Source organism: Zarconia sp., from assembly GCF_057467645.1.
Genome location: NZ_JBRJXU010000065.1, coordinates 125532 through 148773 on the forward strand (window position 1 = coordinate 125532; position 23242 = coordinate 148773).

Here is a 23242-nt window from a genome sequence, read left to right on the forward strand (position 1 = left end):
GCTGCCAGACCCAGTTTTTGTGCCCTCGTACTGACGCGATCTTACGGAGGCGAGGAGGCAAGTTGCAAAGTTAGAACGGAAGATGAGGGTCGATCTTTTTGTGCAACTTGCGATTGAATTCAGTTCTCAGAGAACTTTCGATTACAGAATTTTAGTTTTATGGCGATCGTTACCGTTACTAGCCTTCTCGATAATACTGCCGCCAACGATGGGGCGATTTCCCTCCGCGAAGCGATGATTGCCCTCAACAACAACGATGCTGCGGGGAACAGTGACTTTGCAGGGATTACTTTCGATAACACCAACGACGAAATCCAGTTTGCGGGATTAACCGGAACCATTGTTCTGGGGGGGACGGAACTGGCAATTACCGAAGCATTGACCCTCACTGGCCCTGGAGCCGATACTCTCACCATCGACGCAGACGAGATGTCTCGGGTCATTAACGTAACGGGGAATGCTCCCCTGACGGTGGCAAGACTGACGCTGAGGGGGGGAAATGTAACGGGTGATGGCGGTGGCATCCTTTCTAATGGCGAGGTCAATCTCACCAATAGCATCGTATCGGGCAATACGAGCACCGATCGAGGGGGAGGCGTTTATACTCCAAGAGCGATCGCTCTCACCAATAGTAGCGTTTCAGGTAACTACAGTAACGGAAATGGCGGCGGGCTTTATGGCCGAAATGGGAATATTTCCCTCACCGATAGTACCGTCTCGGGCAACGAAAGCAAGCGATATGGGGGTGGGGTTTACGCCCGAGGGCAGATAACAGTAACCAATAGCACCGTCTCGGGTAACTCCAGTCGTCGAAATGGCGGCGGACTTTATAGCAGAAGTGGGAATATCTCGCTAACTGATAGCACTGTATCGGGCAACTTTAGCAATCGTCATGGCGGCGGAATTTGGGCGAGAAGTAGAACAATTACCCTCACCAATAGTACCGTCTCGGGCAACTCCAGCAGACTATCGGCTGGGGGGATGTATAGCACCACGGCGAATATCATTGATAGCGTCGTTTCAAACAACTCCAGTGGCGATTTAGGGGGCGGAGTTTATGCTACTGGAACGGTCAATCTCACCAATAGTACGATATCGGGAAATTCCAGTACCAATAAAGGGGGCGGGATTTATTTCAGAAACAATCTGACTTCAACCAACAGCACGATTTCGGGCAATTCTAGCAACCGAGGGGGTGGGATTTATTCGAGAGGGGGAGGAACGGTCAATCTCACCAACAGTACGATATCAGGCAACTCTAGCACCAATCGCGGCGGTGGAATTTTTGCCAGAGGCAGAAATGGCGGCACGATCGAAATTTACAACAGCACGATCGCCGATAATGAAGCAGGCGGGGATGGTGGCGGCATTTTCAGAAATGGGGGAACGATTCATCTGATGAATGCGATCGTTGCAACCAACATTGCGACTGGAAGCGGAAACGACCTTTCTGGTACTTTCAACACCATCGAAAATAGTCTCATTGGCGATACCGCAGGCGCAACCATTACCAACGACACCAATAATCTCACGGGAGTCGATCCCCAACTTCTGCCCCTTGGCGACTACGGCGGAGATACCCAAACTCACGCCCTCGAGCTCGGTAGTCCTGCAATCGACGCATCTGGGGCAAGTGCTGCGGCTAACGACCAACGGGGAATTGCCGCTTTCGGAACCCGCGATATTGGTGCTTTTGAAGCCATTCCCGAAATCGACATTACGGGAAACAATATTGCCATTACCGATGGTGACACCTCCCCCGACATAGCCGATGGCACCGATTTTGGCAGCACCAATATCTCGGGAGGAACCCTCGTCCGCACCTTCACCCTCGCTAACCTGGGAAACATCGACTTAAACCTCAACGGTTCTCCCCTTGTCAGTCTGGGGGGTGCCAACGCAGCCGACTTCAGCATTACAGCATTACCGACGACTACGATTGCCCCTGGAGAAAATACGACATTCCAAGTCAGCTTCGACCCCTCTGCTGTTGGCACTCGCACCGCCACGGTGAGCATTGCCAGCAACGACAGCGATGAAAATCCCTACACCTTCGACATCCAAGGCACGGGGAACGAAATACCTCCCATTGTGAATCCTCCCGTCACCCCGGACAATCCGATTACAGCCCCAAGTAACGATTCTCCCGGCACACCGGACAATCCCATTACACTCCCGAGTAACAATTCTCCCGGCACACCGGACAATCCCATTACACTCCCGAGTCATCCCAACCCAGCGACACCAGACCCCTTACCTAATGTCCGCCTCATCCTCGACCAACTCGAAATTCGTCTTCCGGACTTCCCCACTACCGGTATCTGCGGCAATGACGGCAACAACAACGACGACCTTCTCCTGGGAGATGAAAATGCCAATGCATTGTGCGGATTGCTTGGTGACGACATCCTCGCTGGATTTGCCCAAGCAGACCGCCTCGACGGTAACGACGGAAACGACATCATTTTCGGTAATACCGGAAATGACACCATTGATGGCGGTACGGGAGACGATCTGATTTTTGCCGGACAAGATGACGACCTGGTCACTGGCGGAGACGGAATCGACGAGATCGTGGGAGATTTCGGTAGCGACACCCTCGATGGAAATTCTGGAAACGACGTCATTTTCGGTAATCGCGGGGCGGATGTTCTCGACGGCGACGATGGCGATGACGTACTCTTCGGCGGTCGGGATAACGACATTGTAACCGGAGGTACGGGCAACGACGTGGTTCGCGGCGACTTGGGAGATGACCTCTTGATTGGCGGTGCGGGAGGCGATCGCTTTGACTTCCGTGCAGGGGATGGCGTCGATGTCGTAGCCGATTTCACCGATGGGGTGGATATCATCGGTTTGCTCGATGGATTGACCTTTGCGGATGTGACGATCGCTCAGGTGGGTAACGATACCCAGATTTCTGCTACTGGATTGGTGGTGACGTTGCAAAACGTGAATGTTGGGGCGATCGATTCTAACGATTTCGCGACGGTCTGAGGCGACTCGATCGTTTAGAATATCGGCGTATCAAATCTTCCAATATGCCGATACACACTACTCTGATAGTGGAATATTCCGGAACTCAATATTGATATCATCGTTGTAATCCGAGCTTGTTAGATAAGAGTTGATTGATAGTACTCCGATGTTGTCGATGTCCGATGCAACGTCATCAAAAGTAATTACAGCTTCTGTGGGTGCATCTTTAATCAGATCGTTCCTGACGCTGTAGTCATCGGATGCACTCCCAATCTCAACTCGCGAAGATAAATATTCTTGACCTTTTTCTATAATTCGACTTCTTCTACGATTCGAGCCTGCATATAAATAAACTCGTGCTTCATCCTTTTGACTGGTTATCAAGAAAACACAACGAATACTTTGGCTAGTGGCATTGGTATTTGTTTTTTGGCAGCGTTGAAGTTCAAAATTTAAATCCTGTACTTCAAAAGATTGTAGTGAAGGTCGATTTTCCGGTTCTTCGTCGGATTTCAGTTCGATTTCTTCTTCAGGTTTTGGAATTGATGCGGGTTCTGCATTCCGAGAATCTTCTCGCTTCTCTAAAATCTCTTTTTCTTCTTCTAATTCTTCAACTTTTTTTTCTAGTTCTTCTTTTTGACCGACAGTTTCTTCTAGTCGATCTTCAAGCTTTTCAGTCTCGGACTTGAGTAATGCGATTTGCTCTTCGAGTTGACTAGACTCAGAACTATCAATTTCGGAAGTGCCAAATATTTGAGGATATTTTGAGGTTAAAATTTCCTTGAGCTGATATCCTCCATAAGCTGATAAAGGAGCTACTAAAATTGTGAGAATAAAACCAAATAGAAAATAATTTCGAATTTGTCGCTTTTTCATTTCTCGTTCAACCTGCTTCTGGACTTTTTCAATATCGTTTTCTTCCCAAAAGTCGGATAAGCCTAATTGTACTAAGCTCGATCGAACCTCTGCAATTGAAGTTCTTCCTTCCGTATCTGATTTTCTTTGAGAAAGAATTTCAATTAATTTATTTAGTTCTTCCTCGGTTAAACCCTTTTTAGAATTCATAATCTACTCATTCGCAACTAAGATTTTTCCAATCTCAAGATTTTGGAAAGTTCTCATCGACAATTCATTTCAATCGATTTGACAAGCAACCAACCTTCGGACGAGAACCGCGATCGCGCTCGCATCGACAAGACGTGAAGAAAGGGCGGTTAAATTGAACGCACTGGAACGAAGCCACGCATTGGGTAAATGTCCCTTCGGGGCTTGGAGCTTGAATGTGAGAGCATCGTAATGACGCCATCCCAGGATGCCATAGACACCATGTTTCCAACCAACGCGATCGCCAAACGTATCTAAATTTTCCCCAGTCTCCTGCCAAATTTGTTTCTGTACACTGAACCCAAAGCGATAGTTGGAATGCTTGCCCCAGAGACGATCGAGGATGTGTAGGGGTTCGCAGGGCAATTTTAAAATATCATTATCGTCGAGCCAGCCTCGGCCTTCTTGACAAGCCAAAGCCTGCATAATCTTTGCCGTTTCTCGATCTGCTTCTCGCCATAGCCCAGCAGCTAGCAAGCGTTGAAGTTGAGGGTAAGTTGTTTCGGGACGTGGCGGTATTTTAGAGGGTGACGGAGTGGGGTTAATGACAGGACGCAATCGATCGATCCGTTGTTGTACATCTGTCCCCACTTGAGAACGAAGATACTCAAGCATTGCCCAAAGCGCCTGCTTTCCCGGAGAAATTTCACCATAGTTTGATAACGCATCAACCAAATGGGGAATAAACGTGCTGACATTCCCTCGCCAATCAATATGCCTGAGTACGGCAGCATCCTGACCGAGAGCGAGTGTTAACATCGAACGACGTTCTCTTTCATCCACCATGTAGGGTGCGAGCAGGTTGATGAGTTCGTTGAGAATGTCAGGAGATAGTCTCATTATCGGAGTCACTTAAAATAATCAATAGCAAGCATCACGCCCAAATTGACCGCAGTACCCCAATTCGGTCTCTGACCTATCAATGTAGCAGTTTTTTCAAAAAGGAGCCGTCGCTTTGACCGTTCAGCTATCTCAGCCTGATTTCCGCCGACTCACCCGCATCGTTCAAAACCTACCCGACTTTGCCAACGTGCGCGATCGCCGACGCATAATTTCCGGGGCATTGGAAGGCGCTCCCCAGGCAAACCTCATCCTCGCACGGCTAGATCTAGATGGTCTACCAATGAGCGTTTCTGTAGAAGTGGTGCGTTCCTTGTGCCAATTCGGACAAGTCGCTTACGGAAAAGAAGCTTTAAGCGTCTTCCTCAACTATATTCAGCCTTTTACTGGCGATGAAGATTCAGACTTCATTGTCGAGCTATTTCAGAAGTATCCTCTCGATGTACCCGCGACCCCTGACCGAGCGATCGACCGATGGCGCGGGATGGATAGTCCTGCTGACGTACAAGAAAAGATTATTGGCGAAAATACCCTGCGCCACATTTATCTTTTGAATTTGGCTCTTGAAGCATCTAAAGCTGTAGTTCGCCTAGAAACACCAACCAGTTTGGGGACGGGTTTTGCAATTTCACCGAATCTAGTGATGACGAATAACCATGTCATTGCCAGTCGCGAAGTTGCCGAACAGACGGAATTCACCTTCAATTACCAACTCGATCCCAACGGTCGAGAATGCCCCACGCAGACTGTTCGAGCCTTATCAGGAGGCTTATTTTACACAAATCAAGAGCTGGACTATACCGTCGTCTCGCTGCAAGATTCACCTGATTCGTTCCGTCCTCTCGTCCTCAAAAGCCAGCTTATGCGGCGAGACGATCGCGTAACCATTATCCAACACCCTGGCGGCCATCTCAAAAAAATATCAATGCAGAATAACTTTGTTGCTTACGCTGATGCCCAAATCGTGCAATATACGACCAGTACTTTAAAAGGATCGTCCGGTTCGCCTGTGTTTGATGATGAGTTTAATGTGGTTGCAATTCACCATAGTGGTGGCAGGTTGGTTGAACCGGGAACGATGCAACGTTATTTACGTAATGCTGGGACGAGTGCGATCGCTATTCTAAAAGATTTACAGGCAAACGCACCAGAAATTTTCGATTGTTTAGAGCGATAGTTCCGTTATGCAAATTAATCAACCGTTGATGAAAAAGTTGCTGAATGCTATTAGACCATTTTTAAGAACGAAAGAAGAGCGTTTATCCTACCTTATGAGAGGATTAGGAATTAATTCCCCTGCATTAAATCGCATAAGTCACTGGGAAAGCCCTGTAAATATTTTTATTCCTCATCTTATAGATGAACTAATAAAATTTGGCGAGATATATCCTGGTCAACTTGCGCTAACTGCTTTATTAAGTGTGATTTGTGAAGATGTAGGAGAAGATATCAAAGAAACAATAAATGACATTATAAACGAAATAAATAATATTACTAGAGACAATAAAAAATATAAATTTTTGGAGACTTCTGGTATTGAGATTTTAGAGCTAGCTTCAGAAGCATCAAAAGCTGTGATTCTAGTTGATACACCAAACGCCCTGGGTACAGGTTTTATGATTTCATATAATTTTTTAATAACTACCAATCATCTAATTTCAAATCCAGAACTAGCTAGGAAATCTAAGTTAATGTTTAATTATAAGTCAAAAGAAAAAGAAGTAGAAAGTATTTGTTTGTGCGATCCTGGATATTTATGCGGTTATTTTTACACGAATAAAGATCTGGATTTTACAATATTCGAAACTCAAGAATTACCTTATAAATACACTCCTTTAAGATTAGCTATGAATTTAGTGAAGCGTAAAGATAGCTTGAAAATAATTCAGTATTATCGTGGAATATCCAAAGAAATAGCACTTCAGAATACATGGGCAGAATATACTGATGCTAAATTAATTCAGTATACCAGAAATACTTCTTATGGTTCAAGTGGTTCACCGATATTCAATGATAATTTTGACGTAATTGCTATTCACCACAGTGGTGGTAATTTACTTGAACCTGGAACCGATCGACGTTATCTGAGAAGTCAAGGGACAAGCGCGATCGCAATTTTAAAAGATTTGCAGGACAACGCACCAGAAATTTTTTATCGTGTTTATAAGGATAGTTGAGCGAAGCTTTGCGAGCATTCAGAGAAAATAACTTTCCCTAGATTTTTTTATGAATCTTAGTAGCGATCTACTTAAAAAAATAAGGCTTTTTCTCAGACCCTACTTGCGAAACGAAAGCGAACGTCGAGCATATTTAATGCTAGCTCTTGGAACTCATGCAGATGCATTGAACTTGATTTGGAACGAGCCAACCAATAGTTTCATTCTCAACATGGTACAACAGTTAGTCTCTTTTGGAGAACTAACTCCCAGACAACCTGCGCTTTGTGCCTTATTAGAAGTCATTCGTCAAGATGTCGGAATAGACAACAAAGCAAAAATTGATGAGTTTATTCAACAGATTAAAATAGAACTTAATTGTGACAGAAAAACAGAAAAATGGAGCGGCGTACAAACTCTCCGGGGGCATTCTAATACCGTTCAAACCATAGCCATCAGTCCCAACGGAAAACTCCTTGCTAGTGGCAGTTTCGATCGCACTATCAAACTGTGGAACTTAGAAACGGGAGAAGCGTTACGTACGCTGAGGGGACATTCCAAAAGTGCAATTCTTTCTCTTGCCTTTAGCCCAGACGGGCAAACCTTGGCGAGTGCCAGTAACTTGGAAGTCGCAGATAGTAATATCAAATTGTGGGATGTCCGCACGGGAGAACTGCACCCAATATTCGATCGTGGGTTCCTTAAACTGCGCGTTAGCTCGATCGCCTTTAGCCCCGACGGACAATATCTAGCCAGTGGAAACATTGATGCCACGCTTAACATTTGGCATCTGGGTAGTGGACGAAAAGAACGAACTCTAAGAGGACATGGATGGGAAATCCGAAGCATCGCTTTCAGCTCGGATGGACAACTTCTTATCAGTAGCGGCATGGATAGTGCTATCAAAATTTGGAACTGGCGGACTGGAACACTCCTGCACACTCTTAATCGACCGTCCCCTTCTGATTTGATTGGGTCTTTCGTTTCTTTCTTTGACTCTTCTGTGGGAACGATTTGGTCGGTTGCCATTAGTCCCGATGGTACAACCATCGCTAGTGGTAGTGAAGACAAAATTATTCAGTTTTGGGATTCGAGTACTGGAAAACTTTTGCGGACACTCACAGAGCATTCAAGTCGAGTCAACTGCGTGGCGTTTAGCCCCGATAATCGAACTCTAGCGAGTGGTGGCGATGATAACAACATTCGGATTTGGAATTGGCGGACTGGGGAGCTACTCGAGAAACCGCTCACGCACTTTGGTCCAGTGAAGTCTGTTGCGTTTAGCCCCGATGGTCGCACCTTGGTGAGCGGTAGTGCCGATGCCACAGTGAAGATTTGGCGTTTCTCCAGCTAGCACTCTGTCACTGTCGAAATTGTGGGTCGTTTACGAATCACACGGCATGGAAATCGGCTGGGGCAGACTGGGAACCCGCGCGATCTATAATAACCACAACAAGCGCGCCAGGACATACGGGACAAAAGGCATGGGACAATACGAACGCACGATCTTGATGGCAGAAGACGAACTCACTCAGTACAGCAGCACTCTGCGGAAAATTGAGAAACTGCGCGTCAAATTCGGTCTGTCGGTATCTAGAGAAGAACAGCAGCAACTCAAAGAAACCTTGAGGGCGGAACTCCCCACCGGCGGCATTGCCAAAACGGTGGAAACGCAACGACAGACAGCGGCTTTGCCGTTTTGGGGAATTGCCGGGTTGGGGTTGCTTTTGGGGATAGCCATGGCGCAACCGTTAGATTTTCTCTTCACCCTCGGTGGTGGGGCGATCGCTTATAAAATTCAGCAATGGGGTTGGCGAATGCAGGCAAAGCGGTTGGTGCTGCTCACCCTGGAAGATATCGACGATCGCATCAAAAATCCCGATCGATAAATTGGCGATCGTCAATTTGAGCTGGGGGCGCTCAAATCCATCCAAAAGTGAAAAACCGACACCTGTCAGCCTCCCCTTCCCCCTTCTCCTTGTACGCTCAGAGTTCGATCGTTCCCATTCAACGTAAATTCTGAGATTGTTTCAAAATATAAATTCTTCGATCCCCATCAATGATACCCTTGCCCTAGAGCGACACGATCTCGAACGCAAGAACTCGAACTGAAGGGGAGACAAACCATCGATGCAAATTTTATTTGTGGCCGCAGAAGCAGCACCGATCGCAAAAGTTGGCGGTATGGGGGATGTGGTGGGTTCACTGCCGCAAGTCCTGCGCAAAATGGGTCACGATGTCCGGATTTTCATGCCCTACTACGGCTTTCTCCCGGATAAGATGGAGGTTCCCGATGAGCCGGTTTGGTGGGGAGATGCGATGTTCGAGCATTTTGCCGTCTACGAAACCCTGTTGCCGGGTACCGACGTTCCCCTCTATCTTTTCGGTCATCCCGCTTTCATGGGGCGTAACATCTACGGCGGAGACGACGAGGCGTGGCGTTTTACTCTCTTTTCTAACGCTGCGGCGGAGTTTTCCTGGAACTACTGGAAACCTCAAGTCGTTCACTGCCACGACTGGCATACGGGGATGATTCCGGTGTGGATGCATCAAACCTCAGATATCGGCAGCGTGTTTACGATCCACAACTTAGCCTATCAAGGTCCGTGGCGGTGGTTTTTGGATAAGATTACCTGGTGTCCGTGGTACATGCAGGGACACAATACCATGGCGGCGGCGGTACAGTTTGCCGATCGAGTCAATACCGTCTCTCCCACCTACGCTCAGCAAATCCAAACCGCCGAATACGGGGAAACCATTGAAGGGTTGCTTTCGTTTATCAGCGATAAACTCAGCGGCATCCTCAACGGTATCGATATCGAAAGTTACAACCCCGCGAACGATAAAACGATCGCCCAAACCTTTACCGCTGAGACCCTAGAAAAACGACGTCCTAACAAAATTGCCTTGCAGGAGGAGTTGGGGTTGGAAGTCAATTCGGCAGCGTTTGTGATGGGGATGGTGACCCGGTTGGTGGAACAGAAGGGGATCGATTTGGTGTTGCAAATCCTCGATCGCTTCATGGCCTATACCGACTGTCAGTTTATCGTCTTGGGAACGGGCGATCGCTACTACGAAACTCAACTATGGCAATTGAGCAATCGCTACCCCGGACGGATGTCGGTGTATCTCCTCTACAACGATAACCTCGCCCGTCGCATCTACGCCGGCAGCGATGCGTTTCTGATGCCCAGCCGATTTGAACCTTGCGGTATCAGCCAACTGCTGGCGATGCGCTACGGTTGCATTCCCATCGTTCGCCGGACGGGGGGTTTGGTGGACACGGTGTCCCATCACGATCCGATGAACGAGGCGGGAACGGGATACTGTTTCGATCGCTACGAACCCCTGGATTTGTTCACCTGTCTGATTCGGGCCTGGGAAGGGTTCCGCTACAAGGATCGGTGGGCGCAATTGCAACAGCGGGGGATGCAGCAAGACTTTAGCTGGGAACGATCGGCCTTGCAGTACGAGGGGATTTATAAGGAGATTATCGGCGGTTAGATTTTTGGCAGAGGAGAAGAGGTTGTTGAGGCTTTAGGCCGTCAGGGTTAGTCCGTTCCCCACCGGTATCAGGCTTTGAGACACTTGTCTGAGGCTTCTCTCCCGAAACTCTCTGTGCTTCTCATTGAACCGGAATTGTTAGTATATAACGTCAGTTTTGGATAAGACTGTTTCCGGTGAGGGCGGGGAATGGGGAATCGGGAATCGGGAATCGGGATGAAGTACTTTGCTCCCCGGCAACCAGATGTAGCCAGTGCGATCGCTTCGCTCATCAAGAGGCTTGCCAACCGCCCGAATCTCACCCAGAGTCGGCATCCCGTCCACGTCGCGGTAGCAAAACTGACGTTATATAGAACCCATGCTGGGAAGAGGTTCAACTTGTAAGCGGCATAAGAGTTTTAAGCTGACGGCTGACGGCTGATACCTGAATGCTTACCATACAAACCCAACTCGAGCTGAGAGCGATCGAAGTCAAGCGATCTCCGGAAAAACTGCCGACCCGACATCATTTCTATCCAATCGAATTTCGATCGAATTATTTTTCCAACCGGATGGCATACCATTGCAAAAGACTCCCAGGACTCAACTCAATTTCGCAACAGTTTTCTAATAAGTATTGGGTCCGATCTTCGAGAGACTCAAACTTTTTTAGCTCCCTCGGTAGAGGTGCGACGCGGGTTTTTAAAACAGTTTCGAGCTTCTCTTTTAACTCGGCAGCCGAGAGAATTTGCTCCGGGCTGTTTGCTTCTATAATGACAAAATACTCTTCCGAATACATTGATTTGTCTGACATTTTCAAGAAAAATAGGGTGATTGTACGAACAATATTATTTCTGGGTTTCGAGGGTGCAACTTTATTTTGGATTCTCGATCTCTACGATTCTCGAGCGCTATACTTAAACTCATTTTTTTGACCGATCGTTGCTGTCGGCAATTAGATATCCCTCAGATCGAGAGTCACCATAGTGGTCACTCGAGTAAACTTTGGATGATTCTTCACGGTTTCAAACTTCCAGCCAAGCTTGGCCATATAATCGAGAGCCATGGTTAAAAAACCCAGTTGAGAGCTAGTTCGATCGTCCGAAATTACACTTTGTTCAATTTGTTGAACGTATAAAGTTTCCAAGTCAGAATTTATGAATTTATTTAAAAAGGTTTGGAATCGATCGAGTTTTTGAGACTCAATTGCATTGGTCGTCATAAAAATGAGGCGATTAGAGAGTAATCGCAGCTGAATGCTAATCGAATGAGATAGAGTATCATCATTAAATTTCATAGAATTTTCTAGCAATTCGTTGGCAATATAGCTAACAGCATCTTTGATATCTGCAGGAGAAGCTTTTAGCGAAAATTTATCCCCATTTTCCGGGAAAAAGGTCATCAAATAATCTGATAGAAAATCGGCAGATAAGCCGTTGTTTCGCCATCGCTGACGGATGGGCACCGAACTGGGGGAAAAACTGACCACAATATATTCGTGAGTCTCGGGTAAATCTTCATCAAAATACCCAAAGATTTGACTCATATTGGCTCCGTATTTTTAGCATATTTTGGTGGGGTAACGATCGAGTCAGACAAGCCGCTGAATTGATCTCGAGTAATTTTCACTGAGTTTTTGAGCGTTTTCGATCCGAGAGAAACGAAGGAAAAGGTTTGTCAATCCTAGAGGCGATCGATAAATTTTTGATAAACTATTTAATTATAGAGAACAGGTGAGTCGAGGGAAAGAGTTGGAGGCAGGAAAACAGGAGGTTTAGGAATAGACGAGCGACAAATATTCTTCGAATTGCACGGATGTCAAGAGCCATTGGAAATCGGCAAAGGGGAAAAGGAGATGGGTGAGTTCCAAGAGAAAGTCTATATTTAAACCGATCGCTGCTTTTTAACACTAGATATAGTACTTGACAAGTCACTGTTGATTCTAATAGCTTACGGAAGCTGAAAATAGATTTCAATTTACAGCCATTTTCGCGCCTTATAGACCCCGCGGGGTTTAGCTTGAGAAATTTGTAGGGCGTGCACTGTAATAACCGATCGAAAAGTGCAGCTTCTACACTCGCAACGACCCACCAACCCCGATCGCAGACCAAATATCACTCAAGCGTCACCACTGCAATCTCCGCAAGTCCGCTCGGCATTCAGCCGTTAGCAGCACTCGGCAATCGGCTGTAAACTCTTAGGGAAAGCAGACATTTTAGAAGTTTTAGCCTGCATTATTCATGAGGTTATGATGAATTACCCCAATCCGAGCTGAGAACAATTCGATCTCACTCCAGTCGAGTTATTGGGAAATCGGGGTTGCAATCGCTGAAACGTTTTTAACGTCAGTTTGGGATCGGACCGTGTTGGGCGCTCGGGTGTGGGGAATTTGCGAAGCGCCATCAAGTCCCTGTCTAGAATATGAGATCGCGAAAAAACTCCCAGTCGGGTATTCTAGCGCCTCGAACGGGAGTTTTCTGCATCTGTATCGGCGTGCAAACCGAATAAACATTGGTTTTTGAGTCCTTCGCTTCTCCTCATTGTCGGAGAGATTTTCCCAGTGGGTGTCAAGAGCGAGTGCTGTGGGTGAAATCTACAATCTGGAACGAGAGTTACAGCGGGGCAAGGGTCGCGATCGATCGTCCATGAGTGGTTCAAACAAACTCAAATCTGGAAAAAGTCGCACTTCGAATCGCTCGAGAATCTCTCTGGCAATCGGGATGTGGCGCTCAAAGCATGTCTTCTAGGGAAGAACCCGGTACGCTGACATCGCTAAAACGCCGCCGTCCACTGCCGCGATAGGGTTCTGCATCTTGGCTTTGGTCGGTTTGAGCGGAAAGTAAGCCCCCACTGACGTGAGAGAGCGTCATTTCGGGAGAACGATCGACTTGGGTCATCGATCCCATCACCGCACTCAACACAAAACCGGATACGCACAGGGAACGAAGGGTAAATAGATCGAGAAAATTAAACATAAGCATCCCGTAGAAAGTTTGGTTAGGTCATCTAACTTCCTAATACGGGATAGCCCGGGTGATTTCAGGACGATGTCAGCCCTGACAGGGAATTGGCTTTAAGTCGCTGCTGACTGGCTCAAACGTCGATAGACTGTTGCCAATCCATCGCGATCTCCCACGTTTCCGGGAAATAGCACGACTGGCAGATCGGGAAATTGCGTTCCTTCAGAAGGCGTTCGGACGACCGAACACCCCGCTAAAATTTGACCCAACAGCCGAGCCGTTCTTAACTTCAACCCATCAGAGAGAACGTCGTTGGAGGTAATTCCCCCTTTGCTAATCAAAAAACCAATATCTTCAGGTAATCCGCGCACGATATCCATCAACAGTGCCGAGACGGCCGCACCAAATTCCAACCGCGTTTGCGTATCTGCAAAGGTTAACTCCCGGCGACTGGTATAGATAACGGGGGTTTGTCCCCGATCGTGGATAGTACTCACCTGTTGGAGAATCTCGCTCAGTAAGGTAGAACGGGTTTGGGAGCGATCGCCACCGTCCTGCAAGCGAGCGACGTCTACCTCAATGCCGATCGCATTCGGTTCTTGCAGCAATCGTTCGAGTTGTTGGGTGGTTTTTTGGACGTGGGAACCGACCAAAACCGCCCCCGGCTTCGAGCCTCGCACGTACCCGGACATGGCTTCCGCTCGGATGGGTTGCTCCCCCAAACCTGCTAACGCGGTGAGCAAACTGGCCGCCGAGCGAAATAAAAATCGTTTGCCCCCACTGGCTGCGGCAAGTAAATCGGCGGCAAAGCGATCGAGATCGGCTTGGGTTTCGGCATCGACAACGCCACAACAGTTCCGAGACAGTTGCATCAATCGCTCCAAACTCCCCGCTCGAATATCCGCAAGTAAAAACCGCTCCACCTCACCGGCATCAATTTTCCCCTTCGTCTTTTGGGCCACGTAGTCCGGTAGGTAGCTGTGATGGTATCCAAACACCGAATCGCGGGCAAATTCCGTTTCGGCAACGGGGGTTTCGACTCCCTCGACGAGTAAGTAATGGATGCTATCTCGGGTAATGCGCCCCCCTTCAAAAAACGCTGGCGTGAGGAAGTGAGCGTCGAAGGGCCCTAACTCCTCGGCGATCGCATCAGTTTCGATGGGATAATGCCCTCGCAACGTAGAATCCGAGCGACTCACCACCAAAAAATCTTCAATCCCTTCAGCCGCCAAAGCCCGTTTCAAGTTACGGCACACCTCCCGCGTCACCGTTTCTGCATCTTCGGGGGTCAGTGCCCGCGTATTGGTGAGGATAAAGAAAATCGGCGATTCGTCGGCTAACCCCAGTCGCAGGGTGGCTTCATCCCATTGCGTCAGTAGCAAGCAGCTATGGACGGTTTGGGAACCGGTGGGGTCATCGTCGAGTACGACTATCTTGGGTTTGGCATTCATGGGAGGGTTCTCTGAGTGCGGTTAACGTTTGTTTTGGATCGGATGTATCGGGTGGTCGGGAATGGGGAATGGGGAATGGAAGATGGAGGAGAAGAAAGAATGAATTTTTCTTCCTCTGCGCGTCACCGCGTCACCGCGTCTGCCTCCAAAGCCCAGGCTCGACTAACTTACCCCATTCACGAACTCCTCAGGTCCGACGAGGGAAATATGGGGTGGGCCGAGGTATCGTCGGGCCGTTTCGAGCGCCATGTCAGAGGTGAGAGCGGCGATCGCTTTGGGAAATCGATCGTCGAATTCCACGCCTAAACCCATCATTTCATACCAACCGTAAATCTGAGCCAGTTGGGCGTTGGTTTGTTTGCCCAGGGCATATTGTCCCAATAGTTTATTTTTGGAGGCTTGCAGTTCTTCGGGGGTAAGCGGCGTCGTCCGCAACCGATCGACTTCATCGCGCAATCCATCCAAGGCAATTTGGGTATTGGCGGGTGAGGTTCCCATATAAGTAACGAAGTTGGCGCGATCGAGGCGAGTGGGGAAAAAAGCCGAGACATCGTAGGCCAAACCCCGTTTTTCCCGCAGTTCGACAAACAGGCGACTGGACAATCCATTGCCGAGATAGGTATCGAGTAGCTTGAGGCTGGCGTAATCCGTCGAGACCCCACGATCGAATTCTCCCATCGAAACTGACGGTCCGAGATAGCCTAACATGACGATCGACTGTTGGCTGTCTTGGGTTGCCGCGTGACAATCGGGATGGGACGCAATGGGGGGCACGGCGTCCGGGGGTAGGGGCGTGTCTGGGACCTGCCAATCCCCGAACACCTCTTCGATTTGAGCGATGGCTTCCGAGGCACTCCAGCAACCGGAGATCCCAATGGCCATGTTATCGGGACGAAAGTAAGTTTGATGGTAGTCGAGCAAATCCTCGCGGGAGAGTTGGGCGACACTGGCTTCGGTTCCCAAACTCGATCGGGCGTAAGGATGTTCGCCGTATATCGATTGCCGCAGTTGAGCGAAGGCAACGGACATGGGTTGCTCTTTTTGGGAGCGAATCGCTTGCAGGGTCAAACGCCGCTCTAACTCCACTTCAGATTGGGGAAACGTCGGTTGCCGCAAGATTTCCGCTGCCAGGTCTAAGATTTGGGCAAAGTCCTCCGACACGGTTTTTAAACCCAAGACGAAGTAATCGGCAGCTGCATCGGTTCCCAAACTGGCGCCCATGGATTCCACTTCTTCAGCAATCTCCATAGAAGAGCGGCTCTGGGTTCCTTTGGTCATCACCGTCGCGAGCAAATGAGCCAGACCGGCGCGCTCTGCGGTTTCTCGACGACTACCGGCTCCGAAAAAGAGGCGAGCTGCCATAATATCGGCGGTGGGATTTTCGACGGCAATCACAGCGATACCGTTGTCTAGGGTTGCTTGACGAATGTTGGCAGTGGGTCGAGCGATGGATGTCATTTGGATAGTACTATGGGAAAGAATGGGTAGCTCTCGCAAGCTTCGGAAGCAGCGCGCCTAGAAAAACTATCGTATCTCTCTAGGGATGAAGAAATATCGATTGACAGATTTTGGCGATCGTTGATGTTGGAGCGAGTGTTTCTCGAAAGGAGAACTGGATGAGGCAATTTCGCCCGCTCCCATACTCCATCTCGATGGCACGAGATTACTCTGGGAGGGCAACGGCGATCGCGTAACGTTCGGGGGATAGATACTTGCAGGCGAGTTGCTGGAGTCGCTCGGGGCTAAATGCCTGAATTTTCTGAGGATAGAGCATCGCCAGGTCTGCTTCGGCAAGGGTTTGGTAGTATCCGTACAAGCCCGCTACCTGAGATGGGGTTTCTGTCGAAAAGGCAAAATCGTTGCACAGTTGGCGTTTGGCGCGATCGAGTTCCACTTGGGGAACGGGGGTAGTTTGCAATTGACCAATTGCGCTGCTGATGAACTCTTCTACGAGGTTGAGATAGGTTGGCTCGAGTCCGGCACTGATGGTGAGTAAACTCGAATCTCGCTGCAAGGAGAAATCGCCGCTAATCCACTGTACGAATTGTCGTTCTTCTCTGAGTTGGCGCACCAAGCGCGATGACCGACCCCCCGCGAGAATGATTGCGAGTAAATCGAGTCCGTAGGCATCGTCGATGCGATCGATACCGGGCCCGAGCCATGCCATATTCAATCGAGCCAGTTCTAGTCTGGGTAAAGACAATTCCCGCCGACGCACTCCATCCATGGGCGGTTCGGTTGGGGCACTCGAAGCGGGACAAGAGGGGGGCGATCGAAAATCTCGAAAGCAAGCGTCAACGGATTCTAGGGCAATGTCTTCTCCAATCCCACCGGTAATGACGACGGTCATGTTCTGGGGTTGGTAATGCGCTTGATGAAAACACCGCATTTCTTGAGGCGATCGTTCGAGGAGTTCTCCCTGGTTACCCAGCACCGGTTTTTTGTAGGGATGTACCTGGTAGACGGTATCCATAAGTGCGTCGAACGCGACACCATCGGGGTCATCGTTGGCTTGGCGAATTTCTTCGAGCACTACATCCCGTTCCCGGATAAATTCTTCGTCGGGGATGGCGGCGTGCAATAAAAGTTCCGCGAGATAGGGTAAGGCTTCGCGGAAATGTCGATCGGCTGTTGCGATGAAGAAATGGGCGTAATCGTGACTGGTGGCGGCGTTAGTGGTTCCACCTCGATTTTCGATTTCTAAATCGAAGGCTCCGGGGGGCAGGCGATCGCTTCCTTTGAAGATGGCATGTTCGAGAAAATGTGCCATGCCCGACCAACCATTGGGTTCGAGGGCAGCCCCCGCGCGCACCCACACATCTGCCACCACGACGGGGGTGGCTTGCATGTATTGATGGACGATTGTCAATCCATCATCCCGCCGAAATTGCCGGACCGGACAGTGGGAGGGGACTCGAAGTTGGGTGAAACGACGGGTAACTTTCAACCTTGAACTCGTTACATCTTTGAACGTGTATTCAAATTATCCCCTGAAATTGTTATCTATCCGCATACTTTGATACAAACTCAACTCAGGTTTGCAGAGTCGAGCGATCTCGAGGGAGGGCGATTTTCGCCAATCCCGCCCCCGACTCCAACTCAAATTCTCGATGTCGTTGTCGATGTGGCAATCGCCATCCTATCCATCGTGGGAGAGCTGCTGCGTCGACCGAGTAATTGGCTCGTCAGACCCGACAGCGAACATCGCAAATCGTTCTCGACCCACTAAAATCTTAATCTTTCGGGCCAGACGCAGTTGCAAAATTGGGTCTTCTAGCACCGGGCGAATCTCCAGAAGCGCCTCGGCTTGCTGGCGATCTCGCGCGCGAATGTACCAAACACCCCAACGCCGAAAAACACGAGCGTTTTTCAGGGGTTCGAGTTGCTTTAACTCTGTGGGATTCTCGCGATAAAAATCTAAGATCAGTCGAATTAACTGTGAAGGTCGCTTCATCGGTCTTAACTGTACGAACAGTCTCGAAAGTATTTTACGTATCGGTTTGGTGTAGTGATTATTGAAGCGCACCTTACCTCGATCTCGGACAACTCTGACAAAAGATTTAACAAGTGCTTTCGATCGACAAATAGCAATCCTTGAGGCGATAAACCTTGCGAGACCGAACGATACAGTAGATTTTACCCCTCTTGCTACCGTCACAAAAATTGATGTATGGGGACATAACTTTATCGAGAGCGAGTCCTGGGAATCGGTTGAATCTCTCAGTTTTTGAAGCGATAAAAATTGCATTAAATTGCAAAAAAGTCAATAAAATTGCGCTTTAATTTTTGAAAATTAGAGCGGATTCTGATTTGTAAGGGTCGAAAGGCCCAAGTTACGGAGTAACGACGTTTGTTTATATAAAGTTATATTAATAAAACCGAGCTTTGTTACTAAAGCCAACAAATAAAGCTAAAAACGCGAAAAAACAGCAGATAACAGCAAATTATCAAGATTTTCTCTGATGCCAAAAACCGTTTCTTCGATCGAAGTTCAACTTCAAACTCATCGCAATTCGATTCTCGGAATTTTAAGCGCTTTAGTTATTCTGACCTTGTGGGTTGGTAGCTTAGTGTGGCTACTCCCCGCAGACTTATCGGGAGTCCCAATTTGGGCGATTGCAGCGATTTTCTTGGTGAGAATGTTTCTGCACACGGGCTTGTTTATCACCGCCCACGATGCCATGCACGGAACGATTTGTCCGACACTGCCCCAACTCAACCGCCCGATTGGTGCCCTCGCCATCGGAGCTTACGCACTTTTACCGTACCAAGTCTTGCTCGAAAAGCACCGCATGCACCATTACCATCCAGCAACGGAACGAGACCCGGATTTTTGTCGGAAGTACCAGCACAATGCCGTCCTTTGGTTTGTTGCGTTTATGGTCTCCAATATGAAGTACAAAGGCAGTTGGCTTCAGCTATTGGCAATGACCGTTCTATTTCATTCCCTGTGGGCGATTGTTCACTTTCCGATTGCCAACGTGTTATTCGTCTGGAGTTTGCCGATGCTGGCGAGTACGGTACAAATGTTTTATTTTGGCGTTTTCTTACCGCACCGAGAACCGAAAGGAGGGCATACCAATCGTCATCGTTCGCAAAGCAGCCAGTATCCCATTTTTTGGTCGTTCCTCACCTGCTACCACTTCGGCTATCACTGGGAACATCACGAATATCCCCACCTTCCCTGGTACAAATTACCCTCGGCGGTGAAGTCGTGAGGTCCCCGAGCATTTAGCGGAGGGGCTGTCTCCTGGGGACACCCCAGGAGTTTAGTTTATAGGCCCCGTCCGACGCCAGGTCCGACTACTCCCCCAACTCCAATCCACCCAAAAGTTCCAAACCCTTCCTTGTCAATCCATCCCCTATCCATCACCCATCCGCTTGCAAATCGCGAATCAAATTAGCTAAATCTTCGCTGCTGGCGCGATAGACTTCCCCGCAAAAGTGACAGGTGGCTTCAGCTCCATCATCTTTTTCGATCATGTCCTGTAACTCCTCTTCTCCAAGCATCTTTAACGCACCGAACATTCGCTCGGAGGAACAGCCACAGTGAAAGCGCACCATCTGTACTTCCGGCAGAATGTTTAGCCCCATATCTCCTAGAAGTTCTTCGAAGATTTCCGGGAGGGTTTTGCCCGCTTGCAACAGGGGAGTAAACCCCGATAGACTCGACACGCGAGACTCGAGGGTTGACACAAGGGCTTCATCCCGAGCGGCTTTGGGTAAAACTTGCAATAAAAGACCTCCAGCAGCCGTTACGCCTTCAGAGCCGACAAAGACTCCCAAAAGCAATGCGGAGGGGGTTTGCTCGGAGGATGCGAGGTAGTGAGTCACATCGTCGCCAATTTCCCCAGAAATCAGCTCGACGGTACTCGAATAGGGATAGCCGTAGCCGACATCCCGAACGACGTAGAGAAAACCTTCCTCGCCAACGGCACCGCTCACATCGAGTTTGCCGTTGGGTTTGGGGGGTAGTTCGATATTGGGGTTGCCGACATAACCGCGCACCGTACCGTCGAGACCACCATCGACGAGAATACCTCCTAAGGGTCCGTTGCCACTGACTCGGATATTGACTCTCGACTCCGGTCGCTTCATACTCGATGCGAGCAGGAGACTCGCAGCCATCGTTCGTCCTAGGGCTGCCGTGGCGACGTAGGAGAGTTTGTGTCGCTCCCGTGCCTCTTGCGTGAGTCGAGTGGTAATGACACCCACGCAGCGGATGCCGCCGTCTGCTGCGGTTGCGCGGATTAACTGGTCAGCCATACAAAGATTTAAGTTTCTTAACAGTTGCGATTTTATCTATTTTGACATCTTTGTCAGAGGACAAGGGGACTCGGAAAAATTTTTCCGAAGCGGTCGTCTTGAAGGTCGATCGTCGATAATTACAGATAAATTGTTATAACTGAGAAGAAAAAGAGCACGCCCATCGCCGAGCTACATCATCTGCTCAACCTAGATGGGGTGTCTCTGCTGGCTGATGTCGTCCGTCGTCAAAGGGAAACGCGAGATGATTATCTCCACCGCTATCTGAGTAACGTGCGTCGAAATTGTCAGGAAATTTCGCCCGAAGAGTATGGGTCCATTGAAGAACATTTGCTCTCGAGAGATTTTCCTGAAATCGAGGAAACGTTGCTTAGTTTTGCCCATCGGAATCGGTTTAGCAACGTCATCAACCTTTATCAGTCTTATATTGACACAACGCAATTGTTATGCTTCTCTTACTAGATAGTGGGGTTCGATCGATTAACTTTTCTGATGAACGATAGCTGTAAATTTTATCAGAAAAGTGTCAATAAAGCATTGACATCGATCGCATTCCATAGCGATATCGATCGCAACCAACCCGTGCAGGCGATCGCTGACAGTCTATAGAGGCCTGTGAGACACTCTTGACTGTAGAAATTTTTGTGGTGTCAGGCATGGTCACATTTGCGAGACTGTTTGGAGGAGTAGCAACGCAACAAGCCCCAATAACGTCGATCCGAGCGAGCCAACTGTTTTCAGTGGTGACCTTGGGCGCGATTACAGGCAGTTTTTTCATCTCTAGCGCGCAAGCAGTCCCGAAGAAGAAACCTCTTCAGAGGCGAGCTCTCGAAGCAATTTCCTACCCATCCCAAACCGCTATTCCCGATGGTGTTTACCTTCAGGGAGAGTCTTCCCAACCGCAACAAATGGGTCGCTCTTACGCAATTTTTGAAGTGCGCCAGGAGCGCGTCATCGGTGCGTTTTATCAGCCGTCTTCTTCCTTTGATTGCTTCTACGGTACATCTGGCAGCAATCGCTTGGCCTTAAACGTTGTCGATAGCTACAGCCAGCAATCTTTTCCCTACACCATCGCCGTAGACAATACCAATCTGGTGGCCGCAACTGGTAGCGTCAGTGCCCAGCCTCGACTGGACGGCTTCTACCCCATCGATGAGATTAGCCCATCCGATCGAGAAATTCTTGCCACTTGCCAGACGAATCTGACGGCTAACCTAGCACGATAATCTCGATCGTCAAACCCGACTGACACGTCAGACATCCTCGCAAACGATCGCCCTAACACTCGAACGATCCTTGAGCTCTTAACAAATACAGGTCCCATGGTGACAACTCCAGGAATTTCCAATCCTGTCGATTGTTGGGTTTCTCGTATACTCGGAAAAACAAGTTGAAAGCTCGCCACACTATCGCTCGTTGCTTCTAGCGCCAACGACTGTCTGCACCAACTGAATCTAAATTTGGACTGCAACCCCAACAATCCCTTGACTCAGAACAGATCTCTTGCGCTGATTGATGCCAATCGATCGAGTAGAGTGAAAGCATCTGCCGGGTAGGCAATGGTGGCGATCACATCAGTGATTTCCGATTGATGCCAGCCACGTGCAACTTACCATTAACCTTGTCTCTACTCGATGTCACGATCGACCTGTACGCTGCTCTCCTCAAGCGCAACATGACCGCCTGAAGATCTCGTACTTCTGCCAAAAACCCCCTAATTTCCCTCGATGTTGGGTTTGCAACCTTAACTTTAGGAAGGTAGGGGGATAAAATGATTCGTAAAGTTGACCGGCACCGAAATCGGTTCCAACTCCTACTCAACAGCTTTTTGAGTGGCTTTGGCGTAAATCTTCGTCAGTTGGTGAATGCCTTCGCTGCCACCGGAAAGTAGAGCTGCGGTGAGTAAGATATCCACAGCGTGAAATAGAGGCACTTGAAATCCAGCTAACGTACCTAAATTCACAAACGGTTGCAGGATACGAACGCCCATAATCCCAATGAGGACACCGGCTACGAGACTGACAACGCGAGTGATGTATGCCGTATCTTCGCGGTATTCGAAAAGTTCCAGGTTTAATTGGGCAATTTCACCATCACCCGGTTGAGATTCTTCCTTCTCCAAAGGAACTCGTTCGATTTGTCGCTCTAACCTTTCGCGACCTGCATTGCGTAGCGTACTCACGTAAATTTCCAGGGCGCTCTCCAAGGCAAAAGAAATAAATGCGAGGATACCCAGTAAGCCGCCAATATCCGTGCTAATCGAGTCATTAATCGCGATCGCCGAAGAAAACCTGGGAGAAAAAAATCCCAGTAGTACCAAGCCGACAATGCTCGCAACGGGAAGGATAATGCGCTTGATGCGATGAGACTCTCGATGTTGATTAGAGTTGTTGCCAAATTCTATAGTCACGATTCAATGTATAGCGATCGGGTTAAATGTGCCTGCTATCGGGGAATGTGGAGACGCGGGGACACGGGGACACGGTGAGGAGGGGGAAGAGCG

20 protein-coding genes are annotated in these 23242 nt (G+C 48.7%); 9 read left to right on the forward strand and 11 right to left on the reverse strand.

Annotation, left to right across the window (positions count from 1 at the left end; translation table 11 throughout):
- The first annotated feature begins 159 nt into the window (after positions 1-159).
- Complete coding sequence (locus AC2215_RS09720) at positions 160-2997, forward strand: beta strand repeat-containing protein (RefSeq protein WP_486809786.1); 2838 nt, start codon at positions 160-162, stop codon at positions 2995-2997.
- 57 nt (positions 2998-3054) lie between these two features.
- Here the strand turns inward: AC2215_RS09720 and AC2215_RS09725 are convergent, their stop codons facing one another.
- Together AC2215_RS09725 and AC2215_RS09730 are read right to left on the reverse strand one after the other, a co-directional pair.
- Positions 3055-4044, reverse strand: a complete 990-nt coding sequence (locus AC2215_RS09725; RefSeq protein WP_486809787.1) for a hypothetical protein — start codon at positions 4042-4044, stop codon at positions 3055-3057.
- Positions 4045-4113: 69 nt separating this feature from the next.
- Positions 4114-4923 (reverse strand): GUN4 domain-containing protein, encoded by an 810-nt coding sequence (locus AC2215_RS09730; RefSeq protein WP_486809788.1) that lies wholly within the window; start codon positions 4921-4923, stop codon positions 4114-4116.
- A 115-nt stretch (positions 4924-5038) separates the two neighbouring features.
- On the opposite strand from AC2215_RS09730, the gene AC2215_RS09735 reads away from it, so the two are divergent.
- The 6 genes from AC2215_RS09735 (at position 5039) to AC2215_RS09760 (ending at position 10967) form a co-directional block, all read left to right on the forward strand.
- Entirely contained in the window at positions 5039-6100 is a 1062-nt protein-coding gene (locus AC2215_RS09735) for a trypsin-like peptidase domain-containing protein (protein WP_486809789.1), read from the forward strand.
- 7 nt (positions 6101-6107) lie between these two features.
- On the forward strand, positions 6108-7100 hold the full coding sequence (locus AC2215_RS09740) for a trypsin-like peptidase domain-containing protein (protein WP_486809790.1): 993 nt from the start codon (positions 6108-6110) through the stop codon (positions 7098-7100).
- Positions 7101-7149: 49 nt separating this feature from the next.
- Positions 7150-8433: a hypothetical protein gene (locus tag AC2215_RS09745; RefSeq protein ID WP_486809791.1), complete on the forward strand. Its 1284-nt coding sequence runs from the start codon at positions 7150-7152 to the stop codon at positions 8431-8433.
- A 46-nt stretch (positions 8434-8479) separates the two neighbouring features.
- Positions 8480-8968 carry a hypothetical protein gene (locus AC2215_RS09750; protein WP_486809792.1) on the forward strand — a complete coding sequence of 163 codons (489 nt, stop codon included), beginning with the start codon at positions 8480-8482 and terminating at the stop codon, positions 8966-8968.
- Between the two features lie 241 nt (positions 8969-9209).
- Positions 9210-10583 (forward strand): glycogen synthase GlgA, encoded by a 1374-nt coding sequence (glgA, locus tag AC2215_RS09755; RefSeq protein ID WP_486809793.1) that lies wholly within the window; start codon positions 9210-9212, stop codon positions 10581-10583.
- A 216-nt stretch (positions 10584-10799) separates the two neighbouring features.
- Positions 10800-10967 (forward strand): hypothetical protein, encoded by a 168-nt coding sequence (locus AC2215_RS09760; RefSeq protein ID WP_486809794.1) that lies wholly within the window; start codon positions 10800-10802, stop codon positions 10965-10967.
- Between the two features lie 151 nt (positions 10968-11118).
- On the opposite strand, the gene AC2215_RS09765 is transcribed toward AC2215_RS09760, so the two are convergent.
- From AC2215_RS09765 to AC2215_RS09795, 7 genes are all read right to left on the reverse strand, one after another.
- On the reverse strand, positions 11119-11376 hold the full coding sequence (locus AC2215_RS09765; RefSeq protein WP_486809795.1) for a CRR7 family NDH-1 assembly protein: 258 nt from the start codon (positions 11374-11376) through the stop codon (positions 11119-11121).
- A gap of 141 nt (positions 11377-11517) precedes the next feature.
- Positions 11518-12108: a slr1658 family protein gene (locus AC2215_RS09770; protein ID WP_486809796.1), complete on the reverse strand. Its 591-nt coding sequence runs from the start codon at positions 12106-12108 to the stop codon at positions 11518-11520.
- Positions 12109-13291: 1183 nt separating this feature from the next.
- Complete coding sequence (patX, locus tag AC2215_RS09775) at positions 13292-13537, reverse strand: heterocyst-inhibiting protein PatX (protein WP_486809797.1); 246 nt, start codon at positions 13535-13537, stop codon at positions 13292-13294.
- 98 nt (positions 13538-13635) lie between these two features.
- On the reverse strand, positions 13636-14973 hold the full coding sequence (locus AC2215_RS09780; RefSeq protein ID WP_486809798.1) for a four-carbon acid sugar kinase family protein: 1338 nt from the start codon (positions 14971-14973) through the stop codon (positions 13636-13638).
- Between the two features lie 162 nt (positions 14974-15135).
- Positions 15136-16431: a M16 family metallopeptidase gene (locus tag AC2215_RS09785; RefSeq protein WP_486809799.1), complete on the reverse strand. Its 1296-nt coding sequence runs from the start codon at positions 16429-16431 to the stop codon at positions 15136-15138.
- A gap of 205 nt (positions 16432-16636) precedes the next feature.
- A complete protein-coding gene (locus tag AC2215_RS09790; RefSeq protein WP_486809800.1) occupies positions 16637-17920 on the reverse strand; it encodes a M16 family metallopeptidase in 1284 nt (427 codons plus the stop codon).
- Positions 17921-18112: 192 nt separating this feature from the next.
- Positions 18113-18427, reverse strand: a complete 315-nt coding sequence (locus AC2215_RS09795) for a hypothetical protein (RefSeq protein ID WP_486809801.1) — start codon at positions 18425-18427, stop codon at positions 18113-18115.
- A 508-nt stretch (positions 18428-18935) separates the two neighbouring features.
- On the opposite strand from AC2215_RS09795, the gene AC2215_RS09800 reads away from it, so the two are divergent.
- Positions 18936-19691 carry a fatty acid desaturase gene (locus AC2215_RS09800; protein ID WP_486809802.1) on the forward strand — a complete coding sequence of 252 codons (756 nt, stop codon included), beginning with the start codon at positions 18936-18938 and terminating at the stop codon, positions 19689-19691.
- Positions 19692-19842: 151 nt separating this feature from the next.
- On the opposite strand, the gene hslO is transcribed toward AC2215_RS09800, so the two are convergent.
- The gene (hslO, locus tag AC2215_RS09805; RefSeq protein ID WP_486809803.1) at positions 19843-20739 is read right to left on the reverse strand and encodes an Hsp33 family molecular chaperone HslO; all 897 of its coding nucleotides are present in this window, start codon (positions 20737-20739) and stop codon (positions 19843-19845) included.
- A 656-nt stretch (positions 20740-21395) separates the two neighbouring features.
- Here hslO and AC2215_RS09810 point away from each other — a divergent pair.
- Complete coding sequence (locus AC2215_RS09810; protein ID WP_486809804.1) at positions 21396-21965, forward strand: hypothetical protein; 570 nt, start codon at positions 21396-21398, stop codon at positions 21963-21965.
- Between the two features lie 587 nt (positions 21966-22552).
- Here the strand turns inward: AC2215_RS09810 and AC2215_RS09815 are convergent.
- A complete protein-coding gene (locus AC2215_RS09815) occupies positions 22553-23149 on the reverse strand; it encodes a hypothetical protein (RefSeq protein WP_486809805.1) in 597 nt (198 codons plus the stop codon).
- Between the last annotated feature and the right edge of the window lie 93 nt (positions 23150-23242).

Coding starts and splice junctions, on each gene's coding strand:
- AC2215_RS09800 (WP_486809802.1), top strand. CDS start 18,936: ATGCCAAAAACCGTTTCTTCGATCGAAGTTCAACTTCAAACTCATCGC.
- AC2215_RS09725 (WP_486809787.1), bottom strand. CDS start 4,044: ATGAATTCTAAAAAGGGTTTAACCGAGGAAGAACTAAATAAATTAATT.
- patX (WP_486809797.1), bottom strand. CDS start 13,537: ATGTTTAATTTTCTCGATCTATTTACCCTTCGTTCCCTGTGCGTATCC.
- AC2215_RS09745 (WP_486809791.1), top strand. CDS start 7,150: ATGAATCTTAGTAGCGATCTACTTAAAAAAATAAGGCTTTTTCTCAGA.
- AC2215_RS09720 (WP_486809786.1), top strand. CDS start 160: ATGGCGATCGTTACCGTTACTAGCCTTCTCGATAATACTGCCGCCAAC.
- AC2215_RS09780 (WP_486809798.1), bottom strand. CDS start 14,973: ATGAATGCCAAACCCAAGATAGTCGTACTCGACGATGACCCCACCGGT.
- AC2215_RS09785 (WP_486809799.1), bottom strand. CDS start 16,431: ATGACATCCATCGCTCGACCCACTGCCAACATTCGTCAAGCAACCCTA.
- AC2215_RS09770 (WP_486809796.1), bottom strand. CDS start 12,108: ATGAGTCAAATCTTTGGGTATTTTGATGAAGATTTACCCGAGACTCAC.
- AC2215_RS09765 (WP_486809795.1), bottom strand. CDS start 11,376: ATGTCAGACAAATCAATGTATTCGGAAGAGTATTTTGTCATTATAGAA.
- AC2215_RS09730 (WP_486809788.1), bottom strand. CDS start 4,923: ATGAGACTATCTCCTGACATTCTCAACGAACTCATCAACCTGCTCGCA.
- AC2215_RS09750 (WP_486809792.1), top strand. CDS start 8,480: ATGGAAATCGGCTGGGGCAGACTGGGAACCCGCGCGATCTATAATAAC.
- glgA (WP_486809793.1), top strand. CDS start 9,210: ATGCAAATTTTATTTGTGGCCGCAGAAGCAGCACCGATCGCAAAAGTT.
- AC2215_RS09740 (WP_486809790.1), top strand. CDS start 6,108: ATGCAAATTAATCAACCGTTGATGAAAAAGTTGCTGAATGCTATTAGA.
- AC2215_RS09810 (WP_486809804.1), top strand. CDS start 21,396: ATGGTCACATTTGCGAGACTGTTTGGAGGAGTAGCAACGCAACAAGCC.
- AC2215_RS09795 (WP_486809801.1), bottom strand. CDS start 18,427: ATGAAGCGACCTTCACAGTTAATTCGACTGATCTTAGATTTTTATCGC.
- hslO (WP_486809803.1), bottom strand. CDS start 20,739: ATGGCTGACCAGTTAATCCGCGCAACCGCAGCAGACGGCGGCATCCGC.
- AC2215_RS09760 (WP_486809794.1), top strand. CDS start 10,800: ATGAAGTACTTTGCTCCCCGGCAACCAGATGTAGCCAGTGCGATCGCT.